Annotated in this window: 25 protein-coding genes and 2 tRNA genes; 9 read left to right on the top strand and 18 right to left on the bottom strand. The window is 44.2% G+C overall.

Going from position 1 to position 26,874, the window contains the following annotated elements:
- The first annotated feature begins 57 nt into the window (after nucleotides 1-57).
- Entirely contained in the window at nucleotides 58-1,788 is a 1,731-nt protein-coding gene (locus MSSIT_RS24685) for a PGF-pre-PGF domain-containing protein (RefSeq protein ID WP_082088929.1), read from the top strand.
- Nucleotides 1,789-1,916: 128 nt separating this feature from the next.
- Here MSSIT_RS24685 and MSSIT_RS09070 read toward each other — a convergent pair whose 3' ends face one another.
- The 3 genes from MSSIT_RS09070 to MSSIT_RS09060 are packed head-to-tail and all read right to left on the bottom strand — an operon-like array spanning nucleotide 1,917 to nucleotide 4,768.
- The gene (locus tag MSSIT_RS09070) at nucleotides 1,917-2,702 is read right to left on the bottom strand and encodes an energy-coupling factor transporter transmembrane component T family protein (protein ID WP_048171810.1); all 786 of its coding nucleotides are present in this window, start codon (nucleotides 2,700-2,702) and stop codon (nucleotides 1,917-1,919) included.
- Entirely contained in the window at nucleotides 2,699-4,240 is a 1,542-nt protein-coding gene (locus MSSIT_RS09065; protein WP_048171808.1) for an ABC transporter ATP-binding protein, read from the bottom strand. Before MSSIT_RS09065 ends, MSSIT_RS09070 begins: the two co-directional genes overlap by 4 nt.
- Before the next feature lie 3 nt (nucleotides 4,241-4,243).
- Complete coding sequence (locus tag MSSIT_RS09060; protein ID WP_048171806.1) at nucleotides 4,244-4,768, bottom strand: tryptophan transporter; 525 nt, start codon at nucleotides 4,766-4,768, stop codon at nucleotides 4,244-4,246.
- Nucleotides 4,769-5,180: 412 nt separating this feature from the next.
- Between MSSIT_RS09060 and MSSIT_RS09055 the strand changes: the two genes are divergently transcribed.
- Nucleotides 5,181-6,092: a hypothetical protein gene (locus MSSIT_RS09055; protein ID WP_048171804.1), complete on the top strand. Its 912-nt coding sequence runs from the start codon at nucleotides 5,181-5,183 to the stop codon at nucleotides 6,090-6,092.
- A gap of 121 nt (nucleotides 6,093-6,213) precedes the next feature.
- On the opposite strand, the gene MSSIT_RS09050 is transcribed toward MSSIT_RS09055, so the two are convergent.
- The 8 genes from MSSIT_RS09050 to MSSIT_RS09015 form a co-directional block, all read right to left on the bottom strand.
- Nucleotides 6,214-6,291 (bottom strand) — tRNA-Glu (locus MSSIT_RS09050).
- 364 nt (nucleotides 6,292-6,655) lie between these two features.
- A tRNA-Glu gene (locus MSSIT_RS09045) sits at nucleotides 6,656-6,733 on the bottom strand.
- A 246-nt stretch (nucleotides 6,734-6,979) separates the two neighbouring features.
- Nucleotides 6,980-7,378 (bottom strand): helix-turn-helix transcriptional regulator, encoded by a 399-nt coding sequence (locus MSSIT_RS09040; RefSeq protein WP_187151896.1) that lies wholly within the window; start codon nucleotides 7,376-7,378, stop codon nucleotides 6,980-6,982.
- Between the two features lie 39 nt (nucleotides 7,379-7,417).
- Entirely contained in the window at nucleotides 7,418-7,642 is a 225-nt protein-coding gene (locus tag MSSIT_RS09035) for an LSM domain-containing protein (protein WP_048134347.1), read from the bottom strand.
- 342 nt (nucleotides 7,643-7,984) lie between these two features.
- On the bottom strand, nucleotides 7,985-8,386 hold the full coding sequence (locus tag MSSIT_RS09030; RefSeq protein WP_048174632.1) for a DUF3467 domain-containing protein: 402 nt from the start codon (nucleotides 8,384-8,386) through the stop codon (nucleotides 7,985-7,987).
- A gap of 167 nt (nucleotides 8,387-8,553) precedes the next feature.
- Complete coding sequence (locus tag MSSIT_RS09025) at nucleotides 8,554-11,034, bottom strand: DUF5814 domain-containing protein (RefSeq protein ID WP_048171800.1); 2,481 nt, start codon at nucleotides 11,032-11,034, stop codon at nucleotides 8,554-8,556.
- Nucleotides 11,035-11,113: 79 nt separating this feature from the next.
- Nucleotides 11,114-11,890, bottom strand: coding sequence for an S-methyl-5'-thioadenosine phosphorylase (mtnP, locus tag MSSIT_RS09020; RefSeq protein WP_048171798.1), 777 nt, complete (start codon nucleotides 11,888-11,890; stop codon nucleotides 11,114-11,116).
- A 67-nt stretch (nucleotides 11,891-11,957) separates the two neighbouring features.
- A complete protein-coding gene (locus MSSIT_RS09015) occupies nucleotides 11,958-13,094 on the bottom strand; it encodes a DUF373 family protein (RefSeq protein ID WP_048171796.1) in 1,137 nt (378 codons plus the stop codon).
- 362 nt (nucleotides 13,095-13,456) lie between these two features.
- Here MSSIT_RS09015 and MSSIT_RS09010 point away from each other — a divergent pair, with 362 nt between their 5' ends.
- Complete coding sequence (locus tag MSSIT_RS09010; RefSeq protein ID WP_156158828.1) at nucleotides 13,457-13,654, top strand: hypothetical protein; 198 nt, start codon at nucleotides 13,457-13,459, stop codon at nucleotides 13,652-13,654.
- A 317-nt stretch (nucleotides 13,655-13,971) separates the two neighbouring features.
- Nucleotides 13,972-14,355: a hypothetical protein gene (locus tag MSSIT_RS09005; protein WP_048171792.1), complete on the top strand. Its 384-nt coding sequence runs from the start codon at nucleotides 13,972-13,974 to the stop codon at nucleotides 14,353-14,355.
- A gap of 153 nt (nucleotides 14,356-14,508) precedes the next feature.
- On the opposite strand, the gene MSSIT_RS24680 is transcribed toward MSSIT_RS09005, so the two are convergent.
- The 5 genes from MSSIT_RS24680 to MSSIT_RS08985 all read right to left on the bottom strand — a co-directional run bounded on the left by MSSIT_RS24680 (nucleotide 14,509) and on the right by MSSIT_RS08985 (nucleotide 16,897).
- On the bottom strand, nucleotides 14,509-14,892 hold the full coding sequence (locus MSSIT_RS24680) for a hypothetical protein (RefSeq protein ID WP_231590489.1): 384 nt from the start codon (nucleotides 14,890-14,892) through the stop codon (nucleotides 14,509-14,511).
- A gap of 38 nt (nucleotides 14,893-14,930) precedes the next feature.
- Nucleotides 14,931-15,284: a hypothetical protein gene (locus MSSIT_RS24675; RefSeq protein ID WP_231590488.1), complete on the bottom strand. Its 354-nt coding sequence runs from the start codon at nucleotides 15,282-15,284 to the stop codon at nucleotides 14,931-14,933.
- Nucleotides 15,285-15,378: 94 nt separating this feature from the next.
- Nucleotides 15,379-15,801, bottom strand: a complete 423-nt coding sequence (locus tag MSSIT_RS08995; RefSeq protein ID WP_156158827.1) for a hypothetical protein — start codon at nucleotides 15,799-15,801, stop codon at nucleotides 15,379-15,381.
- Between the two features lie 174 nt (nucleotides 15,802-15,975).
- A complete protein-coding gene (locus tag MSSIT_RS08990) occupies nucleotides 15,976-16,527 on the bottom strand; it encodes a TVP38/TMEM64 family protein (RefSeq protein WP_048171789.1) in 552 nt (183 codons plus the stop codon).
- 7 nt (nucleotides 16,528-16,534) lie between these two features.
- A complete protein-coding gene (locus MSSIT_RS08985) occupies nucleotides 16,535-16,897 on the bottom strand; it encodes a hypothetical protein (RefSeq protein ID WP_156158826.1) in 363 nt (120 codons plus the stop codon).
- A 596-nt stretch (nucleotides 16,898-17,493) separates the two neighbouring features.
- Between MSSIT_RS08985 and MSSIT_RS08980 the strand changes: the two genes are divergently transcribed.
- The 3 genes from MSSIT_RS08980 to MSSIT_RS08965 all read left to right on the top strand — a co-directional run bounded on the left by MSSIT_RS08980 (nucleotide 17,494) and on the right by MSSIT_RS08965 (nucleotide 21,619).
- Entirely contained in the window at nucleotides 17,494-18,231 is a 738-nt protein-coding gene (locus tag MSSIT_RS08980) for a 5' nucleotidase, NT5C type (protein WP_048171786.1), read from the top strand.
- A 785-nt stretch (nucleotides 18,232-19,016) separates the two neighbouring features.
- Nucleotides 19,017-20,516: a DUF2193 domain-containing protein gene (locus tag MSSIT_RS08970; protein WP_048171782.1), complete on the top strand. Its 1,500-nt coding sequence runs from the start codon at nucleotides 19,017-19,019 to the stop codon at nucleotides 20,514-20,516.
- Nucleotides 20,517-20,869: 353 nt separating this feature from the next.
- Nucleotides 20,870-21,619 carry an MIP/aquaporin family protein gene (locus tag MSSIT_RS08965; RefSeq protein ID WP_048171780.1) on the top strand — a complete coding sequence of 250 codons (750 nt, stop codon included), beginning with the start codon at nucleotides 20,870-20,872 and terminating at the stop codon, nucleotides 21,617-21,619.
- Nucleotides 21,620-22,112: 493 nt separating this feature from the next.
- Here the strand turns inward: MSSIT_RS08965 and MSSIT_RS08960 are convergent, their stop codons facing one another.
- Together MSSIT_RS08960 and nikR are read right to left on the bottom strand one after the other, a co-directional pair.
- Nucleotides 22,113-22,616 carry an amino acid-binding protein gene (locus MSSIT_RS08960; protein WP_048171778.1) on the bottom strand — a complete coding sequence of 168 codons (504 nt, stop codon included), beginning with the start codon at nucleotides 22,614-22,616 and terminating at the stop codon, nucleotides 22,113-22,115.
- Between the two features lie 229 nt (nucleotides 22,617-22,845).
- Entirely contained in the window at nucleotides 22,846-23,268 is a 423-nt protein-coding gene (nikR, locus tag MSSIT_RS08955) for a nickel-responsive transcriptional regulator NikR (protein WP_048171776.1), read from the bottom strand.
- Nucleotides 23,269-23,840: 572 nt separating this feature from the next.
- On the opposite strand from nikR, the gene MSSIT_RS08950 reads away from it, so the two are divergent.
- The gene (locus MSSIT_RS08950) at nucleotides 23,841-24,764 is read left to right on the top strand and encodes a YkgJ family cysteine cluster protein (protein WP_231590487.1); all 924 of its coding nucleotides are present in this window, start codon (nucleotides 23,841-23,843) and stop codon (nucleotides 24,762-24,764) included.
- Between the two features lie 823 nt (nucleotides 24,765-25,587).
- On the top strand, nucleotides 25,588-26,850 hold the full coding sequence (locus MSSIT_RS08945) for a 3-isopropylmalate dehydratase large subunit (protein WP_048171772.1): 1,263 nt from the start codon (nucleotides 25,588-25,590) through the stop codon (nucleotides 26,848-26,850).
- Nucleotides 26,851-26,874 lie beyond the last annotated feature (24 nt).

The following is a 26,874-nucleotide window of genomic DNA, read 5'->3' as shown; positions in this document are numbered from 1 at the left end:
CATTGAGAATCTTCTTAATACTGGATCTTTTGGTTATGTATTTGGGGGGAAGAAGTTATGAGAACAAATCTAATAATATCGTGTTTCTTGCTGGTGTTTTTCTTATTGTTGACACCATTTAATGCCGCAGCATTTGAAACAAATTCAGATGCCGTACCTGCCGACGCAAATGTAAACGTTTCAAACCTTTCCGGGACAGATGCTGCAGATAATCTGGTTTCCGTAACCATAGGCGCATCTATCTACGCGAAAGGAGAAATTTGCAATAATGAATACGCTACGATCTCCGTAACAACAGAAAACATGGGGGATAAATCAAGTGAAGGCCATATTATCGTCGCGTTTCCGAATAATGAGGAAATCTTGAGTAGGGAAGGAAGCGGGGACAGAGTAGACATCTATCCAAGCGGCAGTTCAATTGAGACCAAAGACGGGACAAAAATTGATTCATCGGAGTATCTTTTTGTCGATCTGGTAAAGTACGACTGGGAAACAGGGAAAAACGAAACTCTTAACCTGGAGGTCAAGCCGAATAAAGGCTCCGAGGAAATTGTGTACCTGGTCAGGGCAGAATTAATGAATGACGCAACCGGGGATTATGAGAGGTATCCCGGAACTTTGAGTGGATTGAGTGACGTGGACCAGCAGGGCTGGTACGTTTACAATAATTCGCTTGGAGTATCCGGCGATCCCGATTTGATGATCGAGGACATATCCTGGGAACCGGAAAATCCCCATGAAAACGAAAACGTGACATTCAAAGTTACACTGAAGAATGTGGGGCTTGAATCATCCGGAAATTGCAGTGTGAAATGTTATCTGGATGGAAATGAGATCTCTTTTTCCACGGTTTCCGGACTTGAAGCCGATTCGACGACTTCCTTTACATTCAACTGGGTCCCGACCAGTTCCGGAAGTATGGACTTGAAGGTAGTTGTGGATTCGGAGGGCCAGTTTGTTGAGTTTACCGAAGAGAATAACGAAAAAGCAGAAATACTTAAAGTGATAAGCTACACGAACTCGTCGTCTCCTTCTTCGTCGTCTCCGGGTTCGGGTTCGTCAAGTTCTTCATCCAGTTCCGGTGGAGGAGCTGGTGGCTCTCCAGAACCTGCCAGCAATGTTGAAATAAAAGAACTTGCCCAGCAGTTTGTCAGTAACGGCAACCATGCTAAATTCGTATTTGCAAAAAATGTAACCTCAATCGCTTACATTGAATTCGATCCGAAAAAGACTGTCGGGAAAACCACAACCATTGTCGAGACGCTTAAAGGAAAATCCACCCTTGTGAAGGAACTTCCCTCAGGGAAAGTTTACGAAAACACGAATATCTGGGTCGGAAACGAAGGGACTGCAAGCTCGGAGAACATTGAAAACGCAATTGTTGGTTTCAAAGTTGAAAAAACCTGGATTAATTCAAACGGAGTGGATTCGTCTTCTATCAAACTCTGGAAGTTTGAAGACGAAAAGTGGGTTGAACTTCCGACCAGCCAGACCGATGAAGACGAGGACTATGTCTATTATGAGGCAGATACTCCAGGTTTCGAGTCTTTCTCAATAATGTCCCTTTATCCGGAAGAAGCCACGGAAGAGACGTCTCTGCCTCTTGGGAGTTATGTCGAGGATAAAGATATAAAGGCAGTTTCCGAAACTTCAGAAGAAAAATCAGATGTTGCCGATTCGGAAGCCGGAGAGAATAATTCAGGAAGCATGAAAAAAGGATTGCTAGCAATCGGCATACTTGCTGCAGTAATTCTGGCTGGCTATGTGATTTCAAGGAAGCGAAATTAAGGTTTCACTTCCTGTTTTTCTCTTTTTTGAATTATCTAGAGTTGTAAATTCTTCTTTTTTGCAATTTCGTTCATATTTTGCAGAGTTTTCTATAGTTCCCGATGCTCACAGGAAGAAGCTTGGAGGGTTTACATCAATCCGCCCAGCACTACCCCAAGCCCCATAATAGCCACACAACCTATAGCTGCCACATCGGTCTTATTCCAGGTAATTTTGTTTTTCTTAACGTTCTGGCGGCTCCTGTAACCCCGCAGATCCATGGTCAGGCCGAGAACCTGGGTCTTTCCGAGGGAGTTTGCGACCAGGGGCACAAGGATTGGTTTTACACTCATGATTTTTCCGCGGAGGCCTGTGCCGGGGTTGTACCCCCTTGCGAGCTGGGCTTCGTGGATGCGCTGACCTTCTACCTGGAGGCTCGGGATAAAGCGGAGGGCGATTACGAACATGAGCACATAGTCCACAGGGACGCGGATTGCAAGGAGGGCTTTCATGAGGTCGCTTGGCTTTGTGGTGACTACCAGGAGCTGGAAGGCAAAAAGCATTGCAAAAAAACGGAGGGAAAGAACGGTTCCGAAGTCCAATGCTCCGGTTGTGATCGGGACAAGCCCTCCGGCTGTAAGAGTGCCGGCAGGGATCAGGTAGCCGACGGTTTCCCCGCTTTTCAGGGTAAAGATGGTGAGCAGTATAAGACTGATACTCAGAAAGAACAGGAGTTTTACCTGCTTGAGAAGTTCCTGCTGAAGCCCGGCTCCAAGGGATGCAAGAAAAATCGCAAACACCATAAAGGCCAGAAAAACCGGGTTTGTTGTTAACACGCCCAGGGCTATTATGCCCGTTACTGCAGCGATTTTCGACAGCGGGTTCATGCGGTGTAAATAACTGTCCCTGTTTATGTACTGCATAATCTCTTTCATGCGCATGTGCCTCCTCTTACACTTTTTTTACTGATACTTTCTTTACTGACATGCTCTTTGCAATCACTTTCTTCCTTGACAGATTCTTTGCCGGAAAATTTCCTGGTTACTGAATCTTCCACGATTTTTCCGGACCCCATCCGAATAACTCTTTCTACATGATCCCTTACGATCTGCAGGTTATGAGTTACCATGACTATTGTATGGCCTTCTTGCTGGAGCTTGCGCATGAGCTGCATCATCCGATCGGACTCTTCGGCATCCAGGCCTGTAGTGGGTTCGTCAAGCACGATCAGCTCAGGCTTCATTGCAATTACGCAGGCAACAGCCAGCCTCTGCCTTTCTCCCCGGCTGAGGTGGCGGGGGAAAACTTTTTGCTTATCACTCAGATTTACAAGCTCCAGGGCACGGAGGATTGCCTCTGCTGCCTCAGACCCTTTTCTGCCGATATTATTTAGCCCGAAATTGATTTCGGCTTCAACTGTATCTTCAAAGAGCATGTTGTCCGGGTTCTGGAAGACCAGCCCGGTATGTTTCACAAGCTCGTTTATGAGGGCTGTAGAGGTCTCAAGTCCCTTTACTGTCACTTTTCCGGAGTAAGGGCGCAGGAGGCCGTTGAAGTGTTTTACGAGGGTAGTTTTGCCCGATCCGTTTTCTCCCAGAATAGCAACAAGCTCCCCCGGATAGATATCAAGATCAATGCCTTCAAGCGCCGGGACTTCTCCATAGCGCTGGGTGAGGTTCTTTACGGAAATAATCGGTTGCTCGGCTTTTCTTGAAAGGGGACTGCCGGTTGGAAGAGCTGAAGTAGAAGTAAGATTTGTAGAAGTTAAATCCGAAGACTTTGTGGTAAAGTCCGAAGGACTTTTTATTGTCTTTATCTCCCCTTTCTCAAGGAGCACGACCCTGTCCCCAATTTCAAGGAAGTCCTCGATGTTGTGGTCTATGATTACAATCGTTTTTCCGGCTTCTTTCAGCCTCTTCAGGACAGAAAATACCTTTCGGACTGCCTGGGAGTCGAGTTCAGCAGTGGCTTCGTCAAGGATCAGGACTTCCGTATCCAGGGCAAGGGTTGCTGCAAGGGCAACTTTTTGCTTTTGCCCTCCGGAAAGCATATGAGGAGCCCGGTTTTTCAGATGGCTGATTTCGCAGAAATCCATTGCCTCTTTTGACCTGCGTACCATCTCTTTTTCCGGATGGCCGCGGTTTTCAAGTCCTGAAAGGATTTCTTCTTCAACGGTCGTAAAGATCAGCTGAGATTCCGCATCGTCAAAAACCACCCCGATATGCCGGCTCAGTTCCTTTATGCCGTCAAATTCTTTTACATCCCTGTTCTGAAAGCTGATATTCCCTTCAATTTTGCCCCCGATCTCGTGGTGGAGAATGCCTGCCATTGCAAAGGCTAAGGTGGTTTTTCCGGCTGCACTGTGCCCGGTAACAAGTAGCAGTTCTCCTTTCCGGACTTCCAGATCTATGTTTTTTAACGCAGGGATTGTTGCTGTTCCGTAGGTATACGAGAAGTTCCTGAGTTCGATCATGCTTTATGCTTTCCCCCGGGCAAGTACCTTTGAGGCGGGTACGTAAAGGATCTGGGCAATGAAAGAGTTGGCAATTGCAGTTAACCCTACTATAGGGATAATAGCTGCTACAAAAGCTCCCATGGTCGCGTACTTTGTCAGAATGGAGGAAGTAACGAGAAGCATTGCAACAACCACAAAAGTTATTCCGCTGGCGAGAGTCCCGAGCAGAGTTGCAACTGCAGGGGAAAGAGACAGCCTGTTCATAAGGGATTTGTACGTGACCAGGCAGACTACAGCCCCGACAGGTTCACTGATAAGGTTTGCCGGCGGGAAAATAGAATGGCTGAGAAGAGCACAGATTATTCCTGCTACAACCCCTATCCCTATTACCTCGGTAAAGGTTGGTACGACAAGGATAATGGCAAGACAGTAAAAGGCTATAACGAGATTTGAGACAATCGGACCCGGAATTACCAGGGATAAGTAACGAACGATTGCACCGACGGCTAGTAAAATTCCAACAATAGCAATATCCTGAGATTTCATTAAAATCATCTTCCTGCATCATTTTTCAGGAGAACTTTCCTGAGTTCATAAATACCACAAATCAGATCAGTAACACAATGATCAATTGAACAGAGTAAATTGATAAAACATAACAAACAAATTCTACACTATAGTACACTAAAGCATAATAATGTACATTAGTATATGTACTTTACGCTTTATGGACATATGTCTACAATTATTTTCCCGAAAATACCCAAATCCAACCCTAAACAGTTCCGATTTTCTATTTTCTCCTGAGAAATTTCTTACAGCCTTGAAGAACTGTCCATAGGAAAAATAGCTCTGATAGGAAAACTGATCAGGATACAGGACATAAGATTAAACGAGATAAGATTAGCAGGGACTATCCTGGGAATGATTATGGATAAGGATTATTTTGGGGTTTTGTATGTCTTCGATGGACGAACGTGAGCTGGCTGAAATCAGGATGATCGAAGATGGATTAAGAAAAGCCTACGATGGGGATGCAAAAGGGGTGGTAGATGTTTTCAGCGGTCTGAGAGATTTTGCAGTACAGCTAATCCATCTTGACCTTACCGCAGAAAATGAGATCGATGCAAAAGCTCTGATAATTGCTATGGGGGATATAGGCAGAATGGCTGCCGAAAAAAGAATGGAAATCGCATCCATAGCTTCAGTCCGCTCTCTTGGAGAAGTGGCAGTTGAAGCCGCAAACTGTAAGCGAGAGTCCCTTGCCTTAAAAGCTCTTTCCGGGCTTGGAGAGCTTGCCCTGGAATTTGCAGGAAAGGGTATGGATGCCGTGGCAAGAAATGCAGCCGAAACCCTGGAAAACCTGGGGAAAAATTCCTCAGAGGCAAAAATGGAGGTTCTGGCAAGCCTTTCAGAAACCTATCTTATGCAATTAGCCAGGAAAGCAATGGACGAAAACCTTCCCGAGACCTGGGCTGCCGCCGTAAACCACCTTGCGGGAATTGGGGCCTCCTCAACTGGGAAGGAAATGGAGAATAGCTCGGTCGGGGCTGCAATCCTCCTTGAGGAACTGGGTACTGCTGCTGCAAGGAAAGGAAATGAGCCGCAGGTAAAGGTTGTAATCGAGGCCCTTGAAAAACTTGGGAGGGAACTTTCCCGAAAGGACTCTAAAAATGCGCTTATCCAGACGGTATGGGCCCTGGAAACCCTCCGGGTACTTGCGATGGAATATGGTATTGAAACTGCCGTTAATGCAGCAAAGCTGGCATTGGAAGCTCTGAATACGACAGGAATCCCTGATGAAGAACAGAACCTGGAAAGATTCCAGGAAATAAAGGAGTTCCACAGACGTATACTTAGAAAAAGTTAACTGAGATGGGGTTTATTGGCGTAATGAGGGCGATGAAAATATCCAAAAATATATTTTTCACGTTACAAAAAACATATAGAAAAGGAATCAAAAATTTCGATGAAAAACCTGAAAAAAAATTTGGTGCTCCGGCCGGGATTCGAACCCGAGTCTTCGGCTCGAAAGGCCGGAATGATTGGCCGGACTACACTACCGGAGCACATCGCATCTCACAGCGAGACCAACAATATACCTTGTAATATATAAATCTGTCCCTTCTTGGGGGTTCTGGTACAGTTTGCCGCTCAAATACGGTTCATATACCTTTATATTCAGGACAGTCCCCTCAATTTTTTCCATGTATTGTGTGACTGGCTGAAAAATATTTAGTAAGAAACTCCTCTTCAGGGCTCAGAAACTTAGGAAAGCGCGGGAACAGAAAGGGAGCATTAAAGCAACTCGATTAACAAAGATAGAAAACGCCAGGTAACACATAAGTAAATATAAGTTTTCAGAGCAATTGGAACACTTACAATTGGAACACTTAAAATTAGAACACTTAAAATTAGAACACTTAAAATATATGGTGCTCCGGCCGGGATTCGAACCCGAGTCTTCGGCTCGAAAGGCCGGAATGATTGGCCGGACTACACTACCGGAGCATTTTGAATGTACTTGATTGGACTTTATTCCCCTTATTGAAGGAGTCTTCAATAAAGGGGTTCTCTTATAAATAGCTATCTATTGCAGAGAGTTTCTGAGAAAGTATTAATTCAAGACCTTTTCAGATATTTTTATCCCTTCCAGGCCTCTTAAGCTTTTGCAAATAATTCAGATACTACATATTTGACAATTTGCTTTAACTTTATTTAAGACACTTTCAGATATTAACTTTATTTAAGATACTTTCAGATATCTTCTTCGAATTCGTCCTTGTCTTCAGTTTCAAGATCCGGGTTTTCTTCAGCTGTCTCAGCTTCTTCCACCATAAGGTTTCCAATCCATTCGCTGAGTCTTCCGCAGTACTCGGGTTCACAGTCTCCGGTACAGCCGGTACAGGCTGAGAACAGATCTCTGGAGAGCAGAAGATCGTATTTCTCCTTAACTTCCTCCTTTGCTTTAAGGAGGTATGTTCTTGCTCCGTTTGAGACTCCCACCTCACGGATAATCAGGTCCTTGTCCAGAAGCTTTTTTATGATTCTGGAACATTTCCTGCTGTCGATATTCAACTCTTTCCAGATAACGTTCTGGAAAACGCCTTCTTTGTGTCTTCTAATTATATTGTATGCTTCTTCTTCAAGATCCATGCCTGCTTCCACACTAATGAGGTTCCTTCTTAAGACGTTTCAGTCTTCGACAGGAGTAATCAGTATGATGTTATTGCCCCGAAGCACTACAGAACCAAGAGAGCGGACTTTTTCCCCTCTTACTATCTCCATCGTGTCAACGAGATGAAGATTCATATAGTCGTCCACACTCTTCAGAGTGCCTTCAAGCAAATTAAGGTCGCCTTTCATTTCTACCTGGATCCTCGATCCAACGATTTTCTGAACTTTTTTATTTGGGAACAAAATTAAACCCTCGCTGATTTATTCTGGATTTTCGGTTCCCCGTACTCTCGGGTGCCTGTTTTTTAAATTACAAAGCCGGCGCAGAGCAAATTGTGTCGGGGCAATATGCGCATTTACAATAAGTCTGCTGCCTTTATCAGATGCTTCCTACCAGCAACTGAAAAACCATTCCGAATCGTCACTCCACCGGCTTTTAAGAAAACTGAGATTACATACCCTTTTCAAAGATATATAACCATCGATGTCCGGGAGTGTAAAGGGAGCCTTATGAGCCTCTCAAACCGAAATGAATCTTCAGACGTTTCAGTAACCGTGATCCCGGATTTCAACAAAAACCCGAACTCAGATATACCCCTGAATATCCGTACTTTCGTTACTGGACTTTGCGGGCTCCTTTCGAAGAGGTCGCGGCATCGCTCTTGCAATAGGCCCGAAAACTGATTCATACTCATTGATATGCTGGGTCAGCCAGCGGTTCAATTCAAGAGCTGCAACCGGAGAGAGGATCACTTCGGCTTCAACGCGCCTCTCGATAACCCTGGACTCTGAGGCATCCCCGAACATCTTGGGGGTGTCATTGTAGAAACCTATCCTGAAATCATAAGGGCTGTGTCCGCCTGCAGCTCCTATTGCATATATCTGCCGGAAGTCTTCAGGCTTTACAAATTCAATCGTAATACTCTTTTTACCTTTTTTGGAAACTGAGCTTTCAACATTTTCCCTGGATTCAATATTCTCAGCCATAAAATTACCTCTGTACTTTGATTTCACGGAAATCCCGGTATCCGGTATTTGCCAGTTGTTCATAAATACTGACAGCTTTCTTTCTTACAAACGATTCTCGGTATAACAGGAATAGTTTACCTCTTCATCACTTATAAATCACTGGTTTTCAAAAAGCTGTGAGTTGCTCAGCCCTGGACTTTCTTCCTGAGCCTCTTTGATTCTTCTGCTGCTTCCTTTTTCGAATGGACCCTTGCAATCAGTTCCACAGCATCGAGGTTACGTACCGCATTATCCAGGTATCCGAAAACATCCCCCTGGTATGCGGAAATGCCGTATTTGTCCTCAAGCTTTCGGATAATCCGGGTAGGATCCAACCCTTCCATCCTCAGCCGGATAATCTTCTCCGAAAATTTCTGCTCTGCACATCCGCAGTAAGGAGAATCCCGGCAGCCACAGGTTAAAAAATCCGAGGCAAAGTTCAGCATAAGTTCCCTTATTTTGATGTCCAGATGGGAGAGAGATTCCCCGTCAAAGATTATATCGAGAGCTGCACCCTGAAAAACTCTCGAAGGCATGTTCACATGCAGAGAGCTTCCGATCTGATTTGCATACTTGAAGTAGGCAGCATCGAAAAACTCCAGGTTGGTTACAATTTTCAGTGGACTGTTTCCCGCAAGCACGGCGTCTCGAATCAGGAAAGCTTTGGAGACCGGCAGGAAATGAGCTGCAATAATCTTTCCGAAACGGGTAAGTGATACTTTTTTTCCCTTTTTCTCAAGGAACCGGTAGCTCTGAAGCCGGGAAACCAGTTTATCGAGATCAAAGACTCCGAACATTAGGGAATGGATATTCCTTAAATCCTGAATGGAAGAGGTAACTGCAACCGAGGCCAGGACCTCTTCCAGCTGTTCAGCTTCCCCGTACTCAACGCCTACAGAGAGCATTTCCCCCTGCAGTAACTTGATTGCAACCTCTTCTTCGGTATCGGACTGGGCACTTGAATAGGACTTCCCCGGAACGGGCATGAGCACGACAACGCCCCGGTCATGATAATCGGGTCTCCCTGCCCTTCCGCTCATCTGCAGGAAGTCCTGGACCGAAATCCAGTCTATTCCCATTGCAAGGGATTCGAATATAACCTGGGAAGCCGGAAAGTCCACCCCGGCTGCAAGAGCAGCAGTTGTCACGATCACCGGAAGCTCTCCTTTTGCAAAAAGGGTTTCCACTTTTTTTCTTTCATACTGCGAAAGCCCTGCATGGTAAGGGGAAGCCCGGATTGAAAGGGTTCCCGCAAGCTTATGGCAGTTTCTCCTTGAATTCGTAAAGACTATTGTCTGTCCCCTATGCTTTTTTGAAGAGCACATCGAATATTCTTCTTTTGCAAGCTGGGAAATCAGTTTTGCCTTTTCATTTTCCTGGCAGAAAAGGAGATGCCTGTCTATGGGGACCGGCCTGTGTTCATACTGGACAAGTCGGGCTCCGAGTTTCTTTGCATAGGCCTCAGGGTTTGCAACGGTTGCGGAAAGGTAGATAAACTGGGCTTCAGGCGCCACATAACGAAGCCTTCCTATAAGCCCGTCCAGCCTGTGCCCTCTTTCCTGGTCTTCGAGCATATGGACCTCGTCTATAACAACAGTCCCTATTTTGCCAAGAAAATCGGCATTTCCCGAGCGGAGCATGTGGTCTACTCCTTCATAAGTACCTACAATTATATCCGCATTAGGACTTGTATTCATTTTCACGCGCTGAGAGGTCTTTATAAGAATTGCACCAATTTTAATGGAGCTTGTAAGCCCTAGCTTTGAATAGCGTTCCGTAAACTGGTCATATTTCTGGTTTGCAAGAGCAACAAGGGGGACCAGGTAAAGCATTTTTCCTTTTTTATCCAGCAGGTTCTGAACCCCTGCCATCTCACCTATAAGAGTTTTTCCGGTTGCGGTTGCGGAAACCACAAACTGGTTTTTTCCTTCCAGAAGACCGGCTTCCACAGATAGAGCCTGTACAGGGAGCAGGGTTTCGGATTTCTGGAGCAGCATTTCCTTAAACTTCTTTTTAAGGGGGAGGTTCTTTATCCTAAAAGTGGCTTCGGTGGGGCTTGTCCGGATAGTGTCATAACGCGTGAATTCAGGGTCCAGCCTCTCAGGGCTCAGCATCCGGATTGTACGGTCAAGGTCTCTTGTTTTGTGGAGGACTCGTTCAAGAAAATCAACCGATTTTTCTCCATACTGAGAGTCTGCCGAACGAACTGCCCGGAGCAATTCTTCTTTTGCACACTCGGCACAGATGAGCTCGTCATGGTACTTGATAGACTTGCTGTTCACAAAATTAAAACGTCGGTTGAACCAGCAGTACTTGCAGATCTTAACCCTATCCGCACTGAGCTGAAAGCCCCTGAGCATTTCAAGAAAAGCCTCTTCATTTGCGGGGTCCCCTCCTTCTGCGAGCATAATCCTGTTTGCACTGCGCAAAAGCTCTATGAACTGCTGGGGAGGGATGAATTCCTCATTTTTTTTACCGGTAAGAACCCTGATTTTATGAGGACGTGGACCTTTATAACTGTCCTTTATGTGAAGCTCAGCCATATAAAGCGGCTGTTTCATCCGGTCCTTTATGGTCATCACTACAACTTTTGATTTTTCGGCATAGCCTAGGACCCATAGCGTCATTGTGTATCCTGATATGTGAATAATATAAGTAAGCTTCCTTTGAGATTCAAAATACAGTATCTGGAATATTCTTAAAAAATTAAAGGCAAGCTCCTTCCTTTGCAAATCTGCACATACAATTCCGGGTCTCAGGAATTTTTCCGATCGCATCCGAGAGAATTTCGAAGATTGAGTCCTGAGCCTTTCCGACAACTTCCGTGACTTCTTCAGCAGTTAATTTCTGTGTGGTCATCCCACATGCCTGGTTTGTAACGGTGGCGAGGGAAGCATAACAGAGGCTGAGTTCCTTTGCAAGAACTACTTCCGGTACACCTGTCATGCCAACAACGTCTGCAAACTGGCTCATCATGCGGATTTCAGCCCTTGTCTCAAAACGGGGACCTTCAGTGCAGGCATAAACGCCTTCTGTGTAGGCAATTCCTTTTTTTTCCAGGGAATATCTGAGAGCTGCCCTTATTTCCGGGCAGTAGGGTTCGGAAACGTCTACATGCACGGTTTTATCGTCATAAAAAGTCGAAAACCTGCTACAGGTAAAATCTATGAAATCGTCAAGCACGACAAAACTGCCAACGGGATGCCCGCGCATTGACCCGACCGAGTTTGTGGAGATTACGCGCTTTACTCCAAGGGAATGGACAGCCCAGATATTTGCCCTGTAATTAACTCTGTGTGGAGGGATATGGATTTCTTCGACATGCCTGGGAATTATTGCAATATTTCTTCCTTTTATACTGGTTAAATATGCAGTAATTCTTCCAAAAGGAGTCTTTATCGGTATGTTTTCACAATCTCTGTGGGAGTTAAAACCCACCCCACCGAGTATTGCAATTTCCGCTATTTCAGCTTCCGTATCCATTTTTAAATCTCTTCCCGTGTTTAAATATTAAATCCGTTAATTTTCAATTGATTGGTTACCCCAAAGTTCATGAAGTTTTTTTACTTTGTATTCCTTTCACTCTTTTCTCGTTTTCCGAAGTCTGGATTGACAGGGAATACTTTATCCCTGCAAGGGCAATGAGCACGGCAATTATGATCGAATATACGAAGTACTGCAGCGCAACGGAGGGATCACTTAACAACCCATCGGAAATGTAGGCTACAGCCAGGATGTATGTGCTTGCTCCCCAGAAGAGCAATCCGGCTGCGATTACGAAGAGGGAGATAGAGATACTTCTGTATACGGGCTTGCCGTCCATTCTGAGATCGAAAATCTTTCCCAGGTCTGCAAGCAGGAGAGCTGCCACGTACCCCCATACGGAGGTATTGATGAAGACCGAGATCAAAGTCAGGGTCCCATGGTACCAGACTCCTTCTTCGGAGTAAAGTAGCCAGACCTGCAGAGTTCCGTACACAGTAGCTACAAGCCCGGCAAGCAGGGCAGCAGTGTAGCTGATGAAGACCATTTTCTGCTCAAGGAAAGCGTCCCAGAGTCTTTCTTTTTCGATGGCAACAATATCATCGAGCCCGAAGCCCCTGTAAAGCATGTAGAGTCCGACAGCTGCAAGAATTCCCACAACCGCCCCTTCGGAGTAGCCGGCGAGCAGGAAAATGGCATAAATAAGAAAAGCAAGGCCTATAGGCACAAAAAAAGTCTGAGAGATCTTGGGGTCACTGAAGACGTGCTTGAGTATATAATACGTGCTTTCCAGGTTTTCGCTCTGCATAACGACAATACGTTTTACGGAATCAATTTTCATTCTGGACTGCACTATAGGGACAAGGGTTTCGTCCTCCGCCCCGTCCGAGACAAAGACTGCTCCCTTCACTTCGTTCTTCTGAATATAGAGTTCGAGCTGTTCGGCGATTTTCTGGTCGGAAATCACCCCGACATTCTTATCCCCTGCAAAAGAAACGATCTCAGCGTCAACTCCTTTTTCCAGAAGCTCGTCAAGGATCCGGATCCCTCCGAAAATCGTATTCGTGTCCGAGTCCTCAGGGTCAGCAATCCCCAATGCAACTGCTGCCCGAACATTTGCCTCCCTCCCTACTATGGGAGTTTCCATTTTTGCTTTTTCGCCCAGGTCGTTATCCCTGTCTATGCATATAACTAAAGTCTGCATGTCTCCTCTATCATTTTTATGGAGGTATTCTGTCCCGGAGATCCAGTATTCTACTGAAAATGTATCTTATCAGGTTTCTTCTTTCTCAGTTTGCAGGGGATAAATTACAGGAGCCGTGTTATTATAGTTACCGGATCCTTTCCTCTCCGGGAATCTCTGCCTGACAGGATACACTCTTTACACTCTGTGAATTTATTGAATTTCCCTACTCTTTACAAGCATACTATTTTAATTTATAGTTAATAAGGTATGGGTTTTTTAAGTTTATACCAAATTAAATGTGCAGTGGATTAAATATACTGCATTAGTGATTGATTTTGGCGAAACAAAAATCAATTACCAACATAAAATACTTTTTTAATATGAAAGGAATTTCTTCCATTAATCAAAAAACAGTTTTAAAGTATTTAGACTATATGGTTGCCAGGAGATTGGAGCCAACAACGCTCGACTATAGTGTAAGAATAATGAAGTTTTCTCTCACATTTACGAAGACCGATATTGATAAACCGACAGAGGATGATTTGTCGCCTGAAGAAGAGGACAAAGATCAGAAGTAACGATTGCTATTTGACACAACTATTAATGTAATGTCTACGACAAGTATAACCTATGGCACAACCTATGACATGTTCCAACCTCACTCCACATAAGCTCCAGACGGGTCAGTCCATTTACTAATTCTGCGCCGATCTGATTCTGTCGAATTCTGACTTTATGGGAGTATAGAAGAAACATTTTGAAGCAACAAGCAATTTTTTCTAAATTCCCTTCTGCTGGCTACCTACCCGAAAATTATCCGAAAATTATTTTTTCTAAATTCTAAAGAGCCTTAACTTTCAAGGATAATGTTATAATTCTGGATGCTAATATATAAGTGCCTGAAAAACAGGCTCTTTATAAAAAAATCTATCATTATTATTATATAAAAATCAAAGGGGTTTCTATGGTAAAAGAAACTGAAACTGAAAAAAAAGAAACCGGTAAAAAAGGGTTCAATATACAGGAAAAAGTTAAAAAATTAGGAGATGATATCGACATCCTTGCAAAAAAGACCGGAGATGAAGCCTCAAAACTTGGAAAGAACATAAATGGAGAAATAAAATCACTATCCGGGGAAATAAAGTCCATTGATGTAAAAGACGAGGTAAAGGGCATTACCGGTAAGGTTGAAAAGCTGGTTGACACAACCGGAGAGAGTGCGAGAAAGCTTGCCTCGGATATCAAGGCAGATATCAAAAAGCTAATGGATAAAATTTGAACAAAGTAACGAAAATAAGAAGGCAGAAATGTTTTCTCAATCCCTCTTCTTTTCCGTTACTCGTTTTATCCGTTATTCTTCCTATCTGTTTTAACATTAAGGACATTTTTTACTCAGCAGACTTAAAAGCTGGAAACTTAGATCCGCAGCAGTTCATTTCACCACGGCCGAAGCTTCCCGGTCAAAGGGATTTGTCCGCATGGATAGGGAGAAAAGGTAGGGATAGTTGGTCTTGAGGTACTCCATATAGGCGACCCATTCATAAACAAGCAGGATGTAGACCCTTTTTATATCCCCCTCGAGGTGTTCCAGGTCGCTTATAGGAAGCCCGTGGAGTTCTTCCCGGCTAATCAACTCTTCTTTGAGGTGAAAAACCGCCATAAGGAGGTCGGAAAAGGACTCGTGTTCGAGCATAACAGGGTTTTCGAGCAGGCGCAGGAGTGAGTCGTTTCTCTGCTCCAGGAAATCCCTCAGTTTCAGCAGGTCAAGGGAATCGGCCTTAACGGCATAATCGTATTTCTTCAGCCGCCGGCTCACGTCGGCAAAATCATTTTTACTCCAGCCCTTTTTTACGATCAGGTACTTCCGGACCTCTTCAATCCCGGGGTCTGCCTCTGAAAAGAATACCAGCAGCCTTGTCCCGTCTGGCTGAAAAAAGTCCCTATTACCATATTCAGTTTTTCAATCCTGTTTTTCTTCTCCATATCATTGAGCAGCTGGTGGATAATCATTGAAACCAGAAGAACGTTTATGGGAAGAAAAGCCAGGCTGCTCAGGAAAGTTTTGAAGATGCTGCCCGAATCCCCGATAATCAGGTATTCTGCAGAATACAGGAAGAACGATGAGAAGACCAGAGTGAGAATAAAGACCCGATAAAGTTTGTGGTTTTTCATACTGGTGTTTCCAGGGTTTGATCTGATTCGATTCATGTATAAGGAGGAGAGGGACCTAAAAAAGCTTACGCAATTCTGGGCACAGCGGAGCCCGGAAATTCAAAACCCTTACATTTCAATTTCGGAAAGCTTAATTCAGAAGGTCGTCAGCTCCCATGGAGCCTGTTGGGGTCCCGGGGATGTGACTGCTGCCCTGTGCATAGACAGCATCAACCACTTCGCCTTCGGTCACCGTAACCGTAACGGTTGCGGTATCGGTCACATCCGGGTCCTTTTCGGAAATCAGGTCGAATTCGTAGACAAATTTCCAGCAGTAGGGACAGCGAAGGGTCACGGTCTCTACGAGGATAGGTTCGGTTAAGTTATATTCCCTGTAGGAATCAAGGTTTCTGACATAGGTTTCGGCAATCTGCCGGCTTTCCTCTTCCGAAGTTGCGTTGAATTCATCGGAACCGGTTTCATTACTGGTTCCATTACTTTCAGTGCAGCCGGAAATGGCAGTAACAATACAGATAATAATCAAAAGTAGAGGAAAAATTCGATGGTTTTTCACTGGCTCTCATCCTTTACATTTCGTTTACTGTGGATAGGAATATAAAAGGAGTATTATTTGAAAGTTACTTACCGGGTTCGTGTGATTTAGGTTCATGTGACCTATGAGCTTCATGCAGGTTTAAATGTTTTCAGGAAAGCCTGATGCTTATTTTTGGCCAGGATGAAATTAATTTCAAAGCTTCAGGAGCAGGTTTGTCGAAAAGATATAAAATGCATTGAGTACGGATTCTCCCACAAAAACACCAAGCAGACATTTGAGCAGGGGTATTTTCAGGCTTGAGCCGACATAAACTATCAAATCCGTGGGTACAAGCGGAAAAAAACTCCAGCCGACAATTACCGGGAGTTCTTTGTCGGTGAGGCTTCTCCTTATTCTTCGGAAATATTTTCCGTGCTTTGTTTCAAAATAGGAGTCAAAGCCCAGGAATTTTGAAAGATAGTAGACTATGGTAGAAGAACTCAGTATTCCTGCCATGTTTACGATGAAGAGTTCCAGAGGGTCGAAGATCAGTACTCCTGCCAGCAGGAGGGGAGTTGAAGGGATCATTGTAAGACCCCTGGCGGACAGGAGCAGGAAATAGATAATCAAAGCCATGTAATAGTCTTTTTCGGACAGGTCTTCCAGAAAAAGGATATTGATCTCATCAGGATAGAGGAAGTATGCCGTTATTCCTCCTGCAACCAGGAGAAGCCAGAGGTAAAAAGCGGGCTTTTTAGGGGTCATTTTTAGCTCATCCCCTTTCCGGCTTTTCCGGCGGTCTTACATCTTCATGAAAAGCTCCGCCTCTTCTTCCATCGTCCCAGTGTGCTTTTCTGGTACTTACGTAGACAAGATCGGTATACTTGTTTATCCCGTAAAGCGTGTAAGTGGAATTATTTCCAGGGTCAGGGATATCATAAGTGATCATCAAGAATTCATCTTTTTTATTGGCAGTGCCGTAATGGCTCTCGAAAAGCTCTATAAAGTCATCTTCCGGGCTTAATGAGATATTTAAATATTCCAGCGCAAATTCGTCTTTTGTGTAAGTTTCAAACTTGAATTCATGAGGATCGGTCCCGCTGTGCTTAACAAGCAAATTTACGTGTGTATTCATGAAAAAAGGGTTGGAAAAAACCAGAATATATGATATAAAAATAAGTATGAATAGGGTTAGAAAGGTATAAATGGTAATTTTCAGGTATTTTTTCATTTTTCCTTCCATCAATCTGAATTAGCTTTGTAACAGTTATAAATATTCCTTTCAATGAGGCAGCTCCCTTTAAAGAAATAGTCCTTTTAAAGAAACTCTAAACGATATCCGGAAGAAAAACTGAAAAAAATCTAAAACAAAATCTAAAACAAAACCTAAAACAAAATCTAAAACAAAAAATAAAACAAAATCTAAAACAAAACCTAAAACAAAATCTAAAACAAAATCTAAAACAAAATCTGAAGCATAAATGTTCCCTGAAAGTTATATTCTCTGAATGATTACTTTTCTTTTTACTTTCCTTTTTTCGTTTTTCTATCCATGACTACATTTAATATTATTTTATTATTATTATTATTATTATTGGAGTTTTTTGTACTATTGCCATTTTATGAACCATTCAGTTAATTATATTATTTATTAAGAGTAAATATATTTAACATCCTTCCTATAATAACTAGGAAACTATTTTCCGCCAGATAAGATAAGGAACGGTTGTCATGTCCAATTATAATGATCAGCGCAGGTTTACAAGGAAAAGTTCCGTAAGGGATAACTCAACTCCTGTTGATAATGGTCAGAGTAATCCAGTCCGGAGTAGCCCGGCCCAAAATGTTTTTTTTCAGGGTTATCCTGTTCAGGGCAGTCCGGTTCGGGGCAACTCCCTTAGTTTTCATTCTATACTTCCGGATAATTCTCCTTACACCCCCTTTTCCGTACAGGATTCAGGGTTGAAGGTTTTTCTGGATATGGACGGAGTTCTCACGGATTTTACAGGTGCATGCGAGCTATTGGGCGAACACATGATGTTCTGGTACACTACCGACAAAGAACGTTTCTGGAGACACATTACAGCTGCAGGAGCCGATTTCTGGTCAGAAATGCCCTGGATGGAAGGAGGCAGGGAACTTCATTGTTTTTTAAAAAGGACCGGCTTACATCCTACAATCCTTTCTGCCCTTCCCAATCCTGACCGAAAGCTTGCTCTCATTAATGCCAGAAAAGGAAAAATAGAGTGGCTGAAAAAGGAACTCGGAACCCCTTACGCAAACAATGCAATCCTCTGCTTCCGCCCGGAAAAGGCCCTCCAGTCCGGAACCTCCAGGGTCCTGATCGATGACAACTCCGAGAACATTCACGAATGGGAAGAAGCAGGCGGTACAGGCATCCTGCATAAAAACACAAATCGAACAATCAGGTGCCTTGGCAGAATAGTCGAAAAAGAACAGATGACCTGAATATTTCTTTCCCCCGAAAGCTAATAAACGTTAGTCTGATCATCCAAATTAAATAATTAAACTGCATTGTCCATATTGTTTTTACTCCCACCGGCCTCTGACGCCTCGATCGCATAAAGTTATTTTTCATCCGGTGGGAGCCCTTAATCTTCACCTTTTTTTACTTTTTTCTTTTCACCTTTCTCTTTTCGCCTTTCTCTTTTCGCCTTTTTCTTACATTTTTGTTTCACTTTTATCGGTTCTCCAGTTCTTTTTTTTCAGGAAACTAAATTTGATTCCGAAACCGGTAGAAAAAAATCGAAACCAGGGCAGAATTCGCGCCCCTCATGTTCTGGCGGATTGCGTAAGGGGAAACAACGACCTGGGTGTTTTCTCCCTCGGTCAAAAAGACTATGATCGGAACCCTTTCGTTCTCCGGATTGAACATCCTGAAAGCTGTCAGAAGGGCTTCATAAAAATAATTAACAATTTGAGTATTTGATATCAGTTTTCGAGTCTTTAAACAAAGTATTATTTTTAAATCAAGCTATTTATAGAATAAAAAAGAATTATTGTATAAAATACAACATATATTACAGCTGTAGAATCCAGAAAGTCAATAAAAAATTATCTGGACAGGGGATCTTTGGGTTTTAGTATGGAATTTATTACTGTTAAAGCTGGACAATTGATTAAATGTCTCAGGCTTTTAAGGCCTGAATTTCTGAATATTTAAGAGTTCAGGGTCAAGGGTTCAGGGTCCCTCAAGATTCCCTGCAGCTTTAAAGTGATTTTGGGGAATGAATATGACAGCAGAGTTTAAAGTTGATGTTCAGGAAATGTACAATAAAATGGCAGATGAGGCCGTTGGGGCCCAGAAAGCCGTTGTGGGAGTAATAAATAAAAAGCGGGGAACCGAGTTCAAAGTAACGGATGCAAAACCCTACGTCGACGCGGTAAATAAAATGAAGCCTGTCGGAGAGCAGTCCAAAGAGGTTTTCGACCTGCACATCGATTCCGTAAACACCCATTACGAAACCCTTACAGGCCTCACGGACACGGTCAGGCCTGAAGATGATCCATTTGTAGAGCATTACCAGACCCCTCCGATCCTCGAAATTCTCTATGAAGAGGACCCGGCTTTCCATGAATCGGTCATGAAGTTCGTAGAGGAAATAGGAAAGTCCGAAGCCCTGATCGGAAAAGAGTCAATCCGCAGGTACGGGGGCTTTTACGGGCCGACCTGTGTCGTGGACTTTGCCTTTGTGCCCGGAAGCACAAGCAATGTTGTAAACAGGATTCTCAAGCAGATGGACATCCCTGTAGAACACAAGCGTGCGATCCTGTCTTCAAAGTCCTGGGGGATGAACACATCCTATGGGATAGGGGCGAAGTTCCAGACAGCGATCGAAGACGGAAAAACTCCATCCGAAGCCATAAAAGAAGAAATTGATATGCTCAAGATGGTCTACGAGTCCCCGATTGATGCCCAGGTCAAACTCATGGAAGAAGCCGGACATACTTCCTTTGATACCAGGAAGTATATGGAGACATATAAACAGAGGATCCGAAAAACCGTAAAGAACGCCATGGACGCCGATGTTTTCTACGGGAACATTGTGACTGTACCTGCTTACGGCGTGGGAGACGTAGCCCACCACATATCCCAGTCCATGTACAACATGACAAAGGACGATGTCGTGCTGGCAGTCATCAACGCTGTCACGGACGTTCTGGAGGGTACCATGAACCGGGCAAAAGGAAAGTTCAGGGACGAATATTCCCCTCTGACGATCGGCACGGATGCGACGGCTGCTGCAGTCACCAAGATTCTCTGGATGGACGGGTTTACCACCATGATGGTGCTTGACCTGCTGGTCAAGCGCTTCCACAACCTTGTACTTACAAACCCGAGGCGTGGGGCGGCAGCTGAGCTGCACAACGTGGACTTCATTGACATGATCGAAAAGGGAGAAAGGATTATCGACCATATCCCGAGAGGTGCCGGATCCATTGTACAGGGTGTGCCTATCGACCTGAGTCCCATCGATAAAAACGAGGTCCTGCAGAATCCCCAGCGTTACACATATCCGGCCTGTGCGATCACTGTCCGGTTCTCAGCGCTCATGCGCCTGGCGGACTTCCCATGTCTCCTGACAAGCGAGCCCGTAACTGCAACGCTTATGACAAACATCATTTCACTGCACAAAAAGCAGGCACATTCTCCTGCCAGGGTCTGCAAGTTCTGTTCGGCGAACTACTTTGACTACAAGTGCAACGACTGTAACTGGTCAGATGCAGTGTAAAGGGTAGTGATTGAGGATAAAGGGTATGTGAGGGGTAGGTAAGGAAAAGAGGAATCGGAGTATAGGCAGCTGATGAAAAAAGCCGCAGTAGGAGAGGAAAAGTTGCAATGAAAAATCAGTAAAAAATGAAATGACAACGTAGTTAAAAGTAAATTCAAAAATAAATTCAAAAATAATTCCGAATTAAGGTTAAGGGTACTAAAATTACAGGAATTATTTCCTGCAGCAATTTTTCTCTCTTTTTTCTTTCCTCTTTCAGGTTGTGCCCTTTTCAGGGTACGGTTTCCTCCTGCAGTTCTCTTTACCTCTTTATCTCAGTCTCTTTGTCTCAAACTTTTCAGTGAGGAGTTGATATGACAGACACAAACCTCATGAAACGTGCTCTTGCGGAGTTGGTGGGTACTTATGTCCTGGTCTTTCTGGGAACAGGCTCGGTGGTAACGACCGTGCTCCTGATGGAGGGCTGGGTGCCCCTTCCCGGAAACCAGTTTAATATCGGGATTGACATCGAAGCCTGGTTTGCCATAGGAATGGCTTTTGCAATTGCAATAATCGCCATGGTCTATGCCTTCGGGCATATCTCCGGCGCCCACATCAACCCTGCGGTGAGCCTTGCCCTCTGGGCCACAGGCCGCTTTCCCGCAAAAGAACTCTCTGCCTATATTGTCGCCCAACTCATAGGTGCAGGCCTGGCTTCCTTTTCCCTCGTAGCGATCCTGGGAATGAGGGCTGTTGATACGGGCCTGGGGGCTACTTCGATGTTCTATGGGGTCAGTTACGGGCAGGCAATCTTCTGCGAAGCTGTATGTACCTTTTTCCTCATGCTTACCATTATGGGTACAGCTGTTGACCGACGGGCTCCCTCCGGCTTTGCAGGGCTTGCAATCGGGCTTGTGGTAGCGGCAGATGTGATCGTTGTAGGCAACATTACAGGTTCTTCCCTGAACCCGGCCCGCACCTTCGGCCCTTACCTTGCCGAGTCTTTGCTGGGTGGAGCTAACCTCTGGGCCCAGTTCCCGATTTATATCATAGGTCCCATAGCAGGAGCACTTGTTGCAGCATTCCTGTATGATTTTATTGCCGAACCGAAAAAGGTAGCTTGAAAAGCAGATTGCTGCATGGACATAGTAAACGGGTGCGAAGACCTGTGTAAAAAGGATAAAAATCAAGAAAGCCAAAAGTGCTCTGTTTTTCTTCCGGCACCAGTAAAAATACAATAAGAGCTGCTTCCGCCTGTAAAAGAAGAGATAATGGGAGACATCCATTTGTGGAAATTTTGTTAGGCGGAAGCGACATAAATAAAAACACATTTTTTTTAATTATATTTGTTTATCCAGATAACAGACCTTAGCTTTGCGCTAATACCCGGATTTTATTTCGGGAAAATGCCCTGCCGGACTTCCGGAGAATACCTGTAATTCAATTTTCGGGGCTTGCCCCAACCTTCATATCAGAAACAATGTGAGAAAACCGTTTTCTGCTACAAGGGCAACCTCCGAGGAAGTAGCTTTTCCCCTTTCGGTCTGGCATTCATAAGAAGCCGCGATTCCGGTCCAGTTTTCATAAAACTCTCATTTTGTAAAAATGGAATTATTCTCAGTAAATACTTACTCCTTTTACCGAGGACAGGTTAAGGATATCGTCAACAAGGTCGCCAGGGACTTTGTGGTCGGTAATGATTGTAAGCCTGGGATTGTCCGTAAGGTACGGGTCATCCGAAACAGCCTGGCGAATGCTTACATTGTGTTTGGAAATAAGGCCTGCAACTTCTGCAAGGATGCCAATATGAGCGGCATCTTCAGGAATGATGATAATTACCCCGAGTCCGAGAGCAGGGGCCACGTCTCTGAGAAAAGGGATTGAATGGACATTTTTGAATATGGTGCTCAGGAGTTCGTCGGAGATTATGGTCTTTGTGGTCGCGTCAACAACCCGTCGGTCAACCCCCACCTCCTTTGCAAGCTGGGTGTGTGCAATCTCGATGCTTCCGGAAGTTACTTTTCCTTCCTCGTTCACCTGAAACCCGCGCTCAAAAAGTAACTTAAGTACCTTTGCCTGTGCCGGGTATTTTTCAAACTTACTAAGTAGTGTCTGCCACATACAAACTAACTTTTAATTGAGTCTCCGAATATAAAGCTTGCTGATTGAATCCGGGGCTGGAGGGCTTCAAGGTTTGAGTGGATATCGGCTACCAGCAGGATTTTAATTTTATTCTTCACATTTCCTGAAGGACTCGAACCTGAAGTTTCGGAATATGCTCACCGAATGAGATCTGGAAGTTTGGCTGCTTTAAGCTCCCGATATATTAATTTGCATCTCATATGAAAGGTCAAATATTTTCATTTGAAGCTACGGTTGTGAGCCTGGAGAATTTTACCCCTTTGAGAACCATCATAGCCTCGGAAAGTTCTGCTATTTCCTTGCCGTCTCCATTAAGGATAACTACTTCAAAACAGTCTTCGTGGTTGAGGTGAATGTGTATTGAAGACTTGATCAGGTGGGAGTAGTGGTGCTGAATATCAGTTAGGGAATTTGAAAGCCCTCGCTTTGTGTGATCGTAAACGAATGCAATTGTCCCGACACGATGTCCTTTAATGCCGTTCATCCACTCATAATAGGAAATATAACTCCTTATGGCATCTCTTATGCCTTCAGAGCGGGAGGAATAACCTCTTTTTCCAATAATCTCATCAAATTCACCAAGAAGGATGTCGGGAAGAGAAATCCCTATCCTCATGAGTTCTGTTTCCATCATATCACCTATCGGTAATTTCAAATTTGCCTGGATAGTACTACATATAGTAATATACGTATTACTATATATGTTTTTTTCACTTAGAAACTAATATAAAAAAGTTTGATGGCAAGAAAAAAAGGAGATATAATTGACAGGCAATAGAATAAACGATCAAATTGAGTCTTGAAATTCCGCGTTAAAAACACTTTCAAATTAAAACTGTTTTTCTGTAATAAAGAATATATTTTCACATATCGTATTTCCAGTAAGTAATACAAATAATAAATATAATAACATCAAATATTATGAAGTATATGAAAAGTATTAAATAGGAGCTTGTCATACAGTTATATGTCTAAGCGAACAGACAAAAACAAAAAACGCCTCCTAAATCGATGAATAAACTTGCAACGCTGTATATTCCTCACCTGTGAGTGCAGGCAGGCGGGGAATATCAGGTTCAAGGGCATCACAACAAAAAGACAAAAATTCGTTGGAGGCTAAGGTTCCACCGCATTAATTTATGTTTTAACTGTCTTAAAAAATATGGCTATCTGTTTGATGTCAATCACGAAAATTTATTATCCATGCCCGCATCCCCTTCAGACACTCTTTTTCTACCAGCAATCGCCACCTGCGTTAGTTTGATCTACCTGCAGTACAGGAACCTGTATATGGAAGAATCCAGTTCAGACAGTCAACAAAAATCCGGAAAAACAAAGTATCAGCTCATTCTTATCGCCTCCCTCAAAAAAGAAATTGAGATGGCTCGCCGGCTTGACCCTGAAAAGCTTGCACACGAACTCGAAAAAACGGGTTTTTCCTGCCAGTACTGCGGGAAGTGCTGCCGGCGGGCTTTTGGGGACAACCGGGTAGTGTTGACTCCTCCGGAAATTGAGAAAATACAGAAACACACAGGGCTTTCAAAACTTGAGATTGCAGGCCCCCTTATCCCTGAAACCTGCCAGCCCGAAGAAACCGGAAACAAGGAAGAAGATAGAGACAGAGAAATTGATAGAGAAATTTCTTTCGTACAACCGGAAATATCAAAAACAGATGAAGAGCCGTTTTCGGAAACCTCCCCGCTGTTTGAGCTCCTGAAGGAGGACATTGACTCTGAGGGCAATATCCATGCCTACGGCTGGATGCTCAGGCAAAAAAGGAATGGAGACTGCATTTTCCTCGAAAAAGAAACAAACAGGTGCAGGATTTATCCCGTTCGCCCGATGCTCTGCAGCACCTATCCATTTTACATTGAAGGGCTTAAACTGTACACCTGCGAATGTGAAGGGCTTGGAGGGCATATTTCTACGGAAGAAAGCCGGAAACTTGCAGAGGCCCTGCTCTCCAGATATATCGCGGAACTTGAGGACACGCTTGCAATGTACGAAAAATACGAAGATTTTGAAAAAGGCAAAGAAGGGCTGGAGATTGCCAGAAATAATCTGGAAAAAGGCACATGTGTTTATGTGGTTCACGACAGCAAAGGAGTTACAAAAATAATCAATTAATAATCAATTGAGACACTATTCGGTGATCCCGTATTAACCGGTTGATATATCCGGATATCCGAAAACTAAGTTCGGAACTATAATCTCTGTCTGAATCTGTCAAAGCTGCAACTCAAAAAGGAACAGACAATTCATATCTTCCCCTAGAACCCTCATTAAAATTCACAGATACATATCAGCACCTCCGCCAACCTGTCTGGCGGCCCTTCACAAAAAAGAAGAAAAAGCAAAAAACAGGAGTTATAGTGCCTTCCGGTCATTTTTACCTGTTAGTTTATTTCCGTTCAATTAATATTTTATTTGCTAGCTTTTATTCCTTCTTTGTTCTTTTTCGTCTATTTGGGAAAGACCGCTCTCCTGCGTCGAGCGGGACAAGAACGACAGAATATAGTGAATATGGTTGTACAAATCAGAATACCCCGAATTTTAGTCTGCTTGAGCGGAGCGAAACAGACCTCGTGCTCCCGAAGCGAAATTCGGGCGGGGCAGAATCCCGGAGTTTGAGTCAGACTTGTTTTTTTTCAAAAATATCAATCATGTATCAATCATGTAAAGGTGGACCACCCACGATTACGGAGTCCCGGAAAAAGAATTTCAGTTTTCTTTCCCTGCGTCACGCGGGTTTGACCGGCCTGCCACCCGGATAAAAAATAACCGTCAAAGCACCCCGCATTTAAGAAAGATATACTGAAAAAAATACTAAAGAAACATGCCTTATCCTTGTCCTGAACCCCATTTCCATTCCGGCTCAGCAATTAAATTTATTTATTAGAAAGCTCCAGTTATCCCCATGACCGGAATGTCTGGTAGTGACAACCGTCCGATGACCGTTTCGGAGAAGATCTTTTCGAAGGCCTCTGGAACTCCCGTGAAAGCCGGGGATTTCGTACTGGCAAACATAGACCTGGCAATGACCCACGACATCACAGGTCCGCTGGCAGTCCAGGGCTTTTACGAAATCATGAGAGATGAAGAAGAAAAAAAAGTCTGGGATCCCAGCAAAATCGTAATCATTTTCGATCACCAGGTCCCTGCAGACTCGATTAATGCCGCTGAAAACCACATCATGCTCAGGAAGTTTGCAAAAGAGCAGGGCATTTTAAACTACGATGTTTATGAAGGAGTCTGCCATCAGGTTCTGCCCGAAAAAGGGCATGTGCTGCCCGGAGACCTTATTGTGGGCTCTGACTCCCATACCTGCGCATACGGGTCTTTAGGGGCATTTTCTACCGGCATAGGGTCTACTGACATGGCAGCCGTTTTTGCTACAGGCAAACTCTGGTTCAGGGTTCCTGATACCTTCCGTTTTGAAGTTGAAGGCAAACTGCCAGACCGTGTTTACTCCAAAGACCTTATCCTGCACCTTATAGGAGATGTAGGAGTGGAAGGTGCCAGGTATATGGCAGCCGAGTATGCAGGTTCAACCATCCGTTCCCTCTCCATTCCCGAGCGAATGACTATCTCCAATATGGCAATCGAGATGGGAGGAAAGGCAGGAATTATCGAAGCCGATGAAGTTACCGAAGCATACCTTCAGGAGAGGATTCCGGGCTACAAACTTGACCCATACTGGAAGTCCGATGAAGGGGCTAAATACCTGGACATCAGGCACTACGATGTCTCTGACCTTGAACCCCAGGTAGCCTGTCCTCACAATGTGGATAACGTAAAACCGGTAAGCGAAGTTGAGGGCACGAAGCTTGACCAGATCTTTATGGGCTCCTGTACGAACGGCAGGTTTGAAGACATCAAGATAATGGCCGACATCATGGGCGATGAGCCGGTTGCAAAAGGTTTGCGCCTCCTTGTTGTGCCTGCTTCGAAAACCGAGTATATGAAACTCTTAAAAGCCGGATATATTGAAAAACTCATGAATGCCGGCGCAATCGTAGAATCTCCCTGCTGCGGACCCTGCATGGGCGGCTCTTTCGGCCTCCTCGGCCCGGGAGAAGTCGGGCTTGCAACTTCCAACCGCAACTTCAAGGGCAGAGAAGGAAGCGCAGAATCATTTGTCTACCTTTCTTCCCCTGCAACCGCAGGAGCATCCGCCCTTACGGGAGAAATTACCGACCCCAGGAAGGTTTGAAAACCCTCCTGTTTTTACTTCTTT

The organism is Methanosarcina siciliae T4/M (assembly GCF_000970085.1).
Lineage (GTDB): Archaea > Halobacteriota > Methanosarcinia > Methanosarcinales > Methanosarcinaceae > Methanosarcina > Methanosarcina siciliae.
This window is presented reverse-complemented; position numbering and strand designations above follow the sequence as displayed.

Coding starts and splice junctions, on each gene's coding strand:
- MSSIT_RS24685 (WP_082088929.1), top strand. CDS start 58: ATGAGAACAAATCTAATAATATCGTGTTTCTTGCTGGTGTTTTTCTTA.
- MSSIT_RS09070 (WP_048171810.1), bottom strand. CDS start 2,702: ATGAAAGAGATTATGCAGTACATAAACAGGGACAGTTATTTACACCGC.
- MSSIT_RS09065 (WP_048171808.1), bottom strand. CDS start 4,240: ATGATCGAACTCAGGAACTTCTCGTATACCTACGGAACAGCAACAATC.
- MSSIT_RS09060 (WP_048171806.1), bottom strand. CDS start 4,768: ATGAAATCTCAGGATATTGCTATTGTTGGAATTTTACTAGCCGTCGGT.
- MSSIT_RS09055 (WP_048171804.1), top strand. CDS start 5,181: ATGTCTTCGATGGACGAACGTGAGCTGGCTGAAATCAGGATGATCGAA.
- MSSIT_RS09040 (WP_187151896.1), bottom strand. CDS start 7,378: ATGGATCTTGAAGAAGAAGCATACAATATAATTAGAAGACACAAAGAA.
- MSSIT_RS09030 (WP_048174632.1), bottom strand. CDS start 8,386: ATGGCTGAGAATATTGAATCCAGGGAAAATGTTGAAAGCTCAGTTTCC.
- MSSIT_RS09025 (WP_048171800.1), bottom strand. CDS start 11,034: ATGACGCTATGGGTCCTAGGCTATGCCGAAAAATCAAAAGTTGTAGTG.
- mtnP (WP_048171798.1), bottom strand. CDS start 11,890: ATGGATACGGAAGCTGAAATAGCGGAAATTGCAATACTCGGTGGGGTG.
- MSSIT_RS09015 (WP_048171796.1), bottom strand. CDS start 13,094: ATGCAGACTTTAGTTATATGCATAGACAGGGATAACGACCTGGGCGAA.
- MSSIT_RS09010 (WP_156158828.1), top strand. CDS start 13,457: ATGAAAGGAATTTCTTCCATTAATCAAAAAACAGTTTTAAAGTATTTA.
- MSSIT_RS24675 (WP_231590488.1), bottom strand. CDS start 15,284: ATGAATCGAATCAGATCAAACCCTGGAAACACCAGTATGAAAAACCAC.
- MSSIT_RS08990 (WP_048171789.1), bottom strand. CDS start 16,527: ATGACCCCTAAAAAGCCCGCTTTTTACCTCTGGCTTCTCCTGGTTGCA.
- MSSIT_RS08985 (WP_156158826.1), bottom strand. CDS start 16,897: ATGAATACACACGTAAATTTGCTTGTTAAGCACAGCGGGACCGATCCT.
- MSSIT_RS08980 (WP_048171786.1), top strand. CDS start 17,494: ATGTCCAATTATAATGATCAGCGCAGGTTTACAAGGAAAAGTTCCGTA.
- MSSIT_RS08970 (WP_048171782.1), top strand. CDS start 19,017: ATGACAGCAGAGTTTAAAGTTGATGTTCAGGAAATGTACAATAAAATG.
- MSSIT_RS08965 (WP_048171780.1), top strand. CDS start 20,870: ATGACAGACACAAACCTCATGAAACGTGCTCTTGCGGAGTTGGTGGGT.
- MSSIT_RS08960 (WP_048171778.1), bottom strand. CDS start 22,616: ATGTGGCAGACACTACTTAGTAAGTTTGAAAAATACCCGGCACAGGCA.
- nikR (WP_048171776.1), bottom strand. CDS start 23,268: ATGGAAACAGAACTCATGAGGATAGGGATTTCTCTTCCCGACATCCTT.
- MSSIT_RS08950 (WP_231590487.1), top strand. CDS start 23,841: ATGCCCGCATCCCCTTCAGACACTCTTTTTCTACCAGCAATCGCCACC.
- MSSIT_RS08945 (WP_048171772.1), top strand. CDS start 25,588: ATGACCGTTTCGGAGAAGATCTTTTCGAAGGCCTCTGGAACTCCCGTG.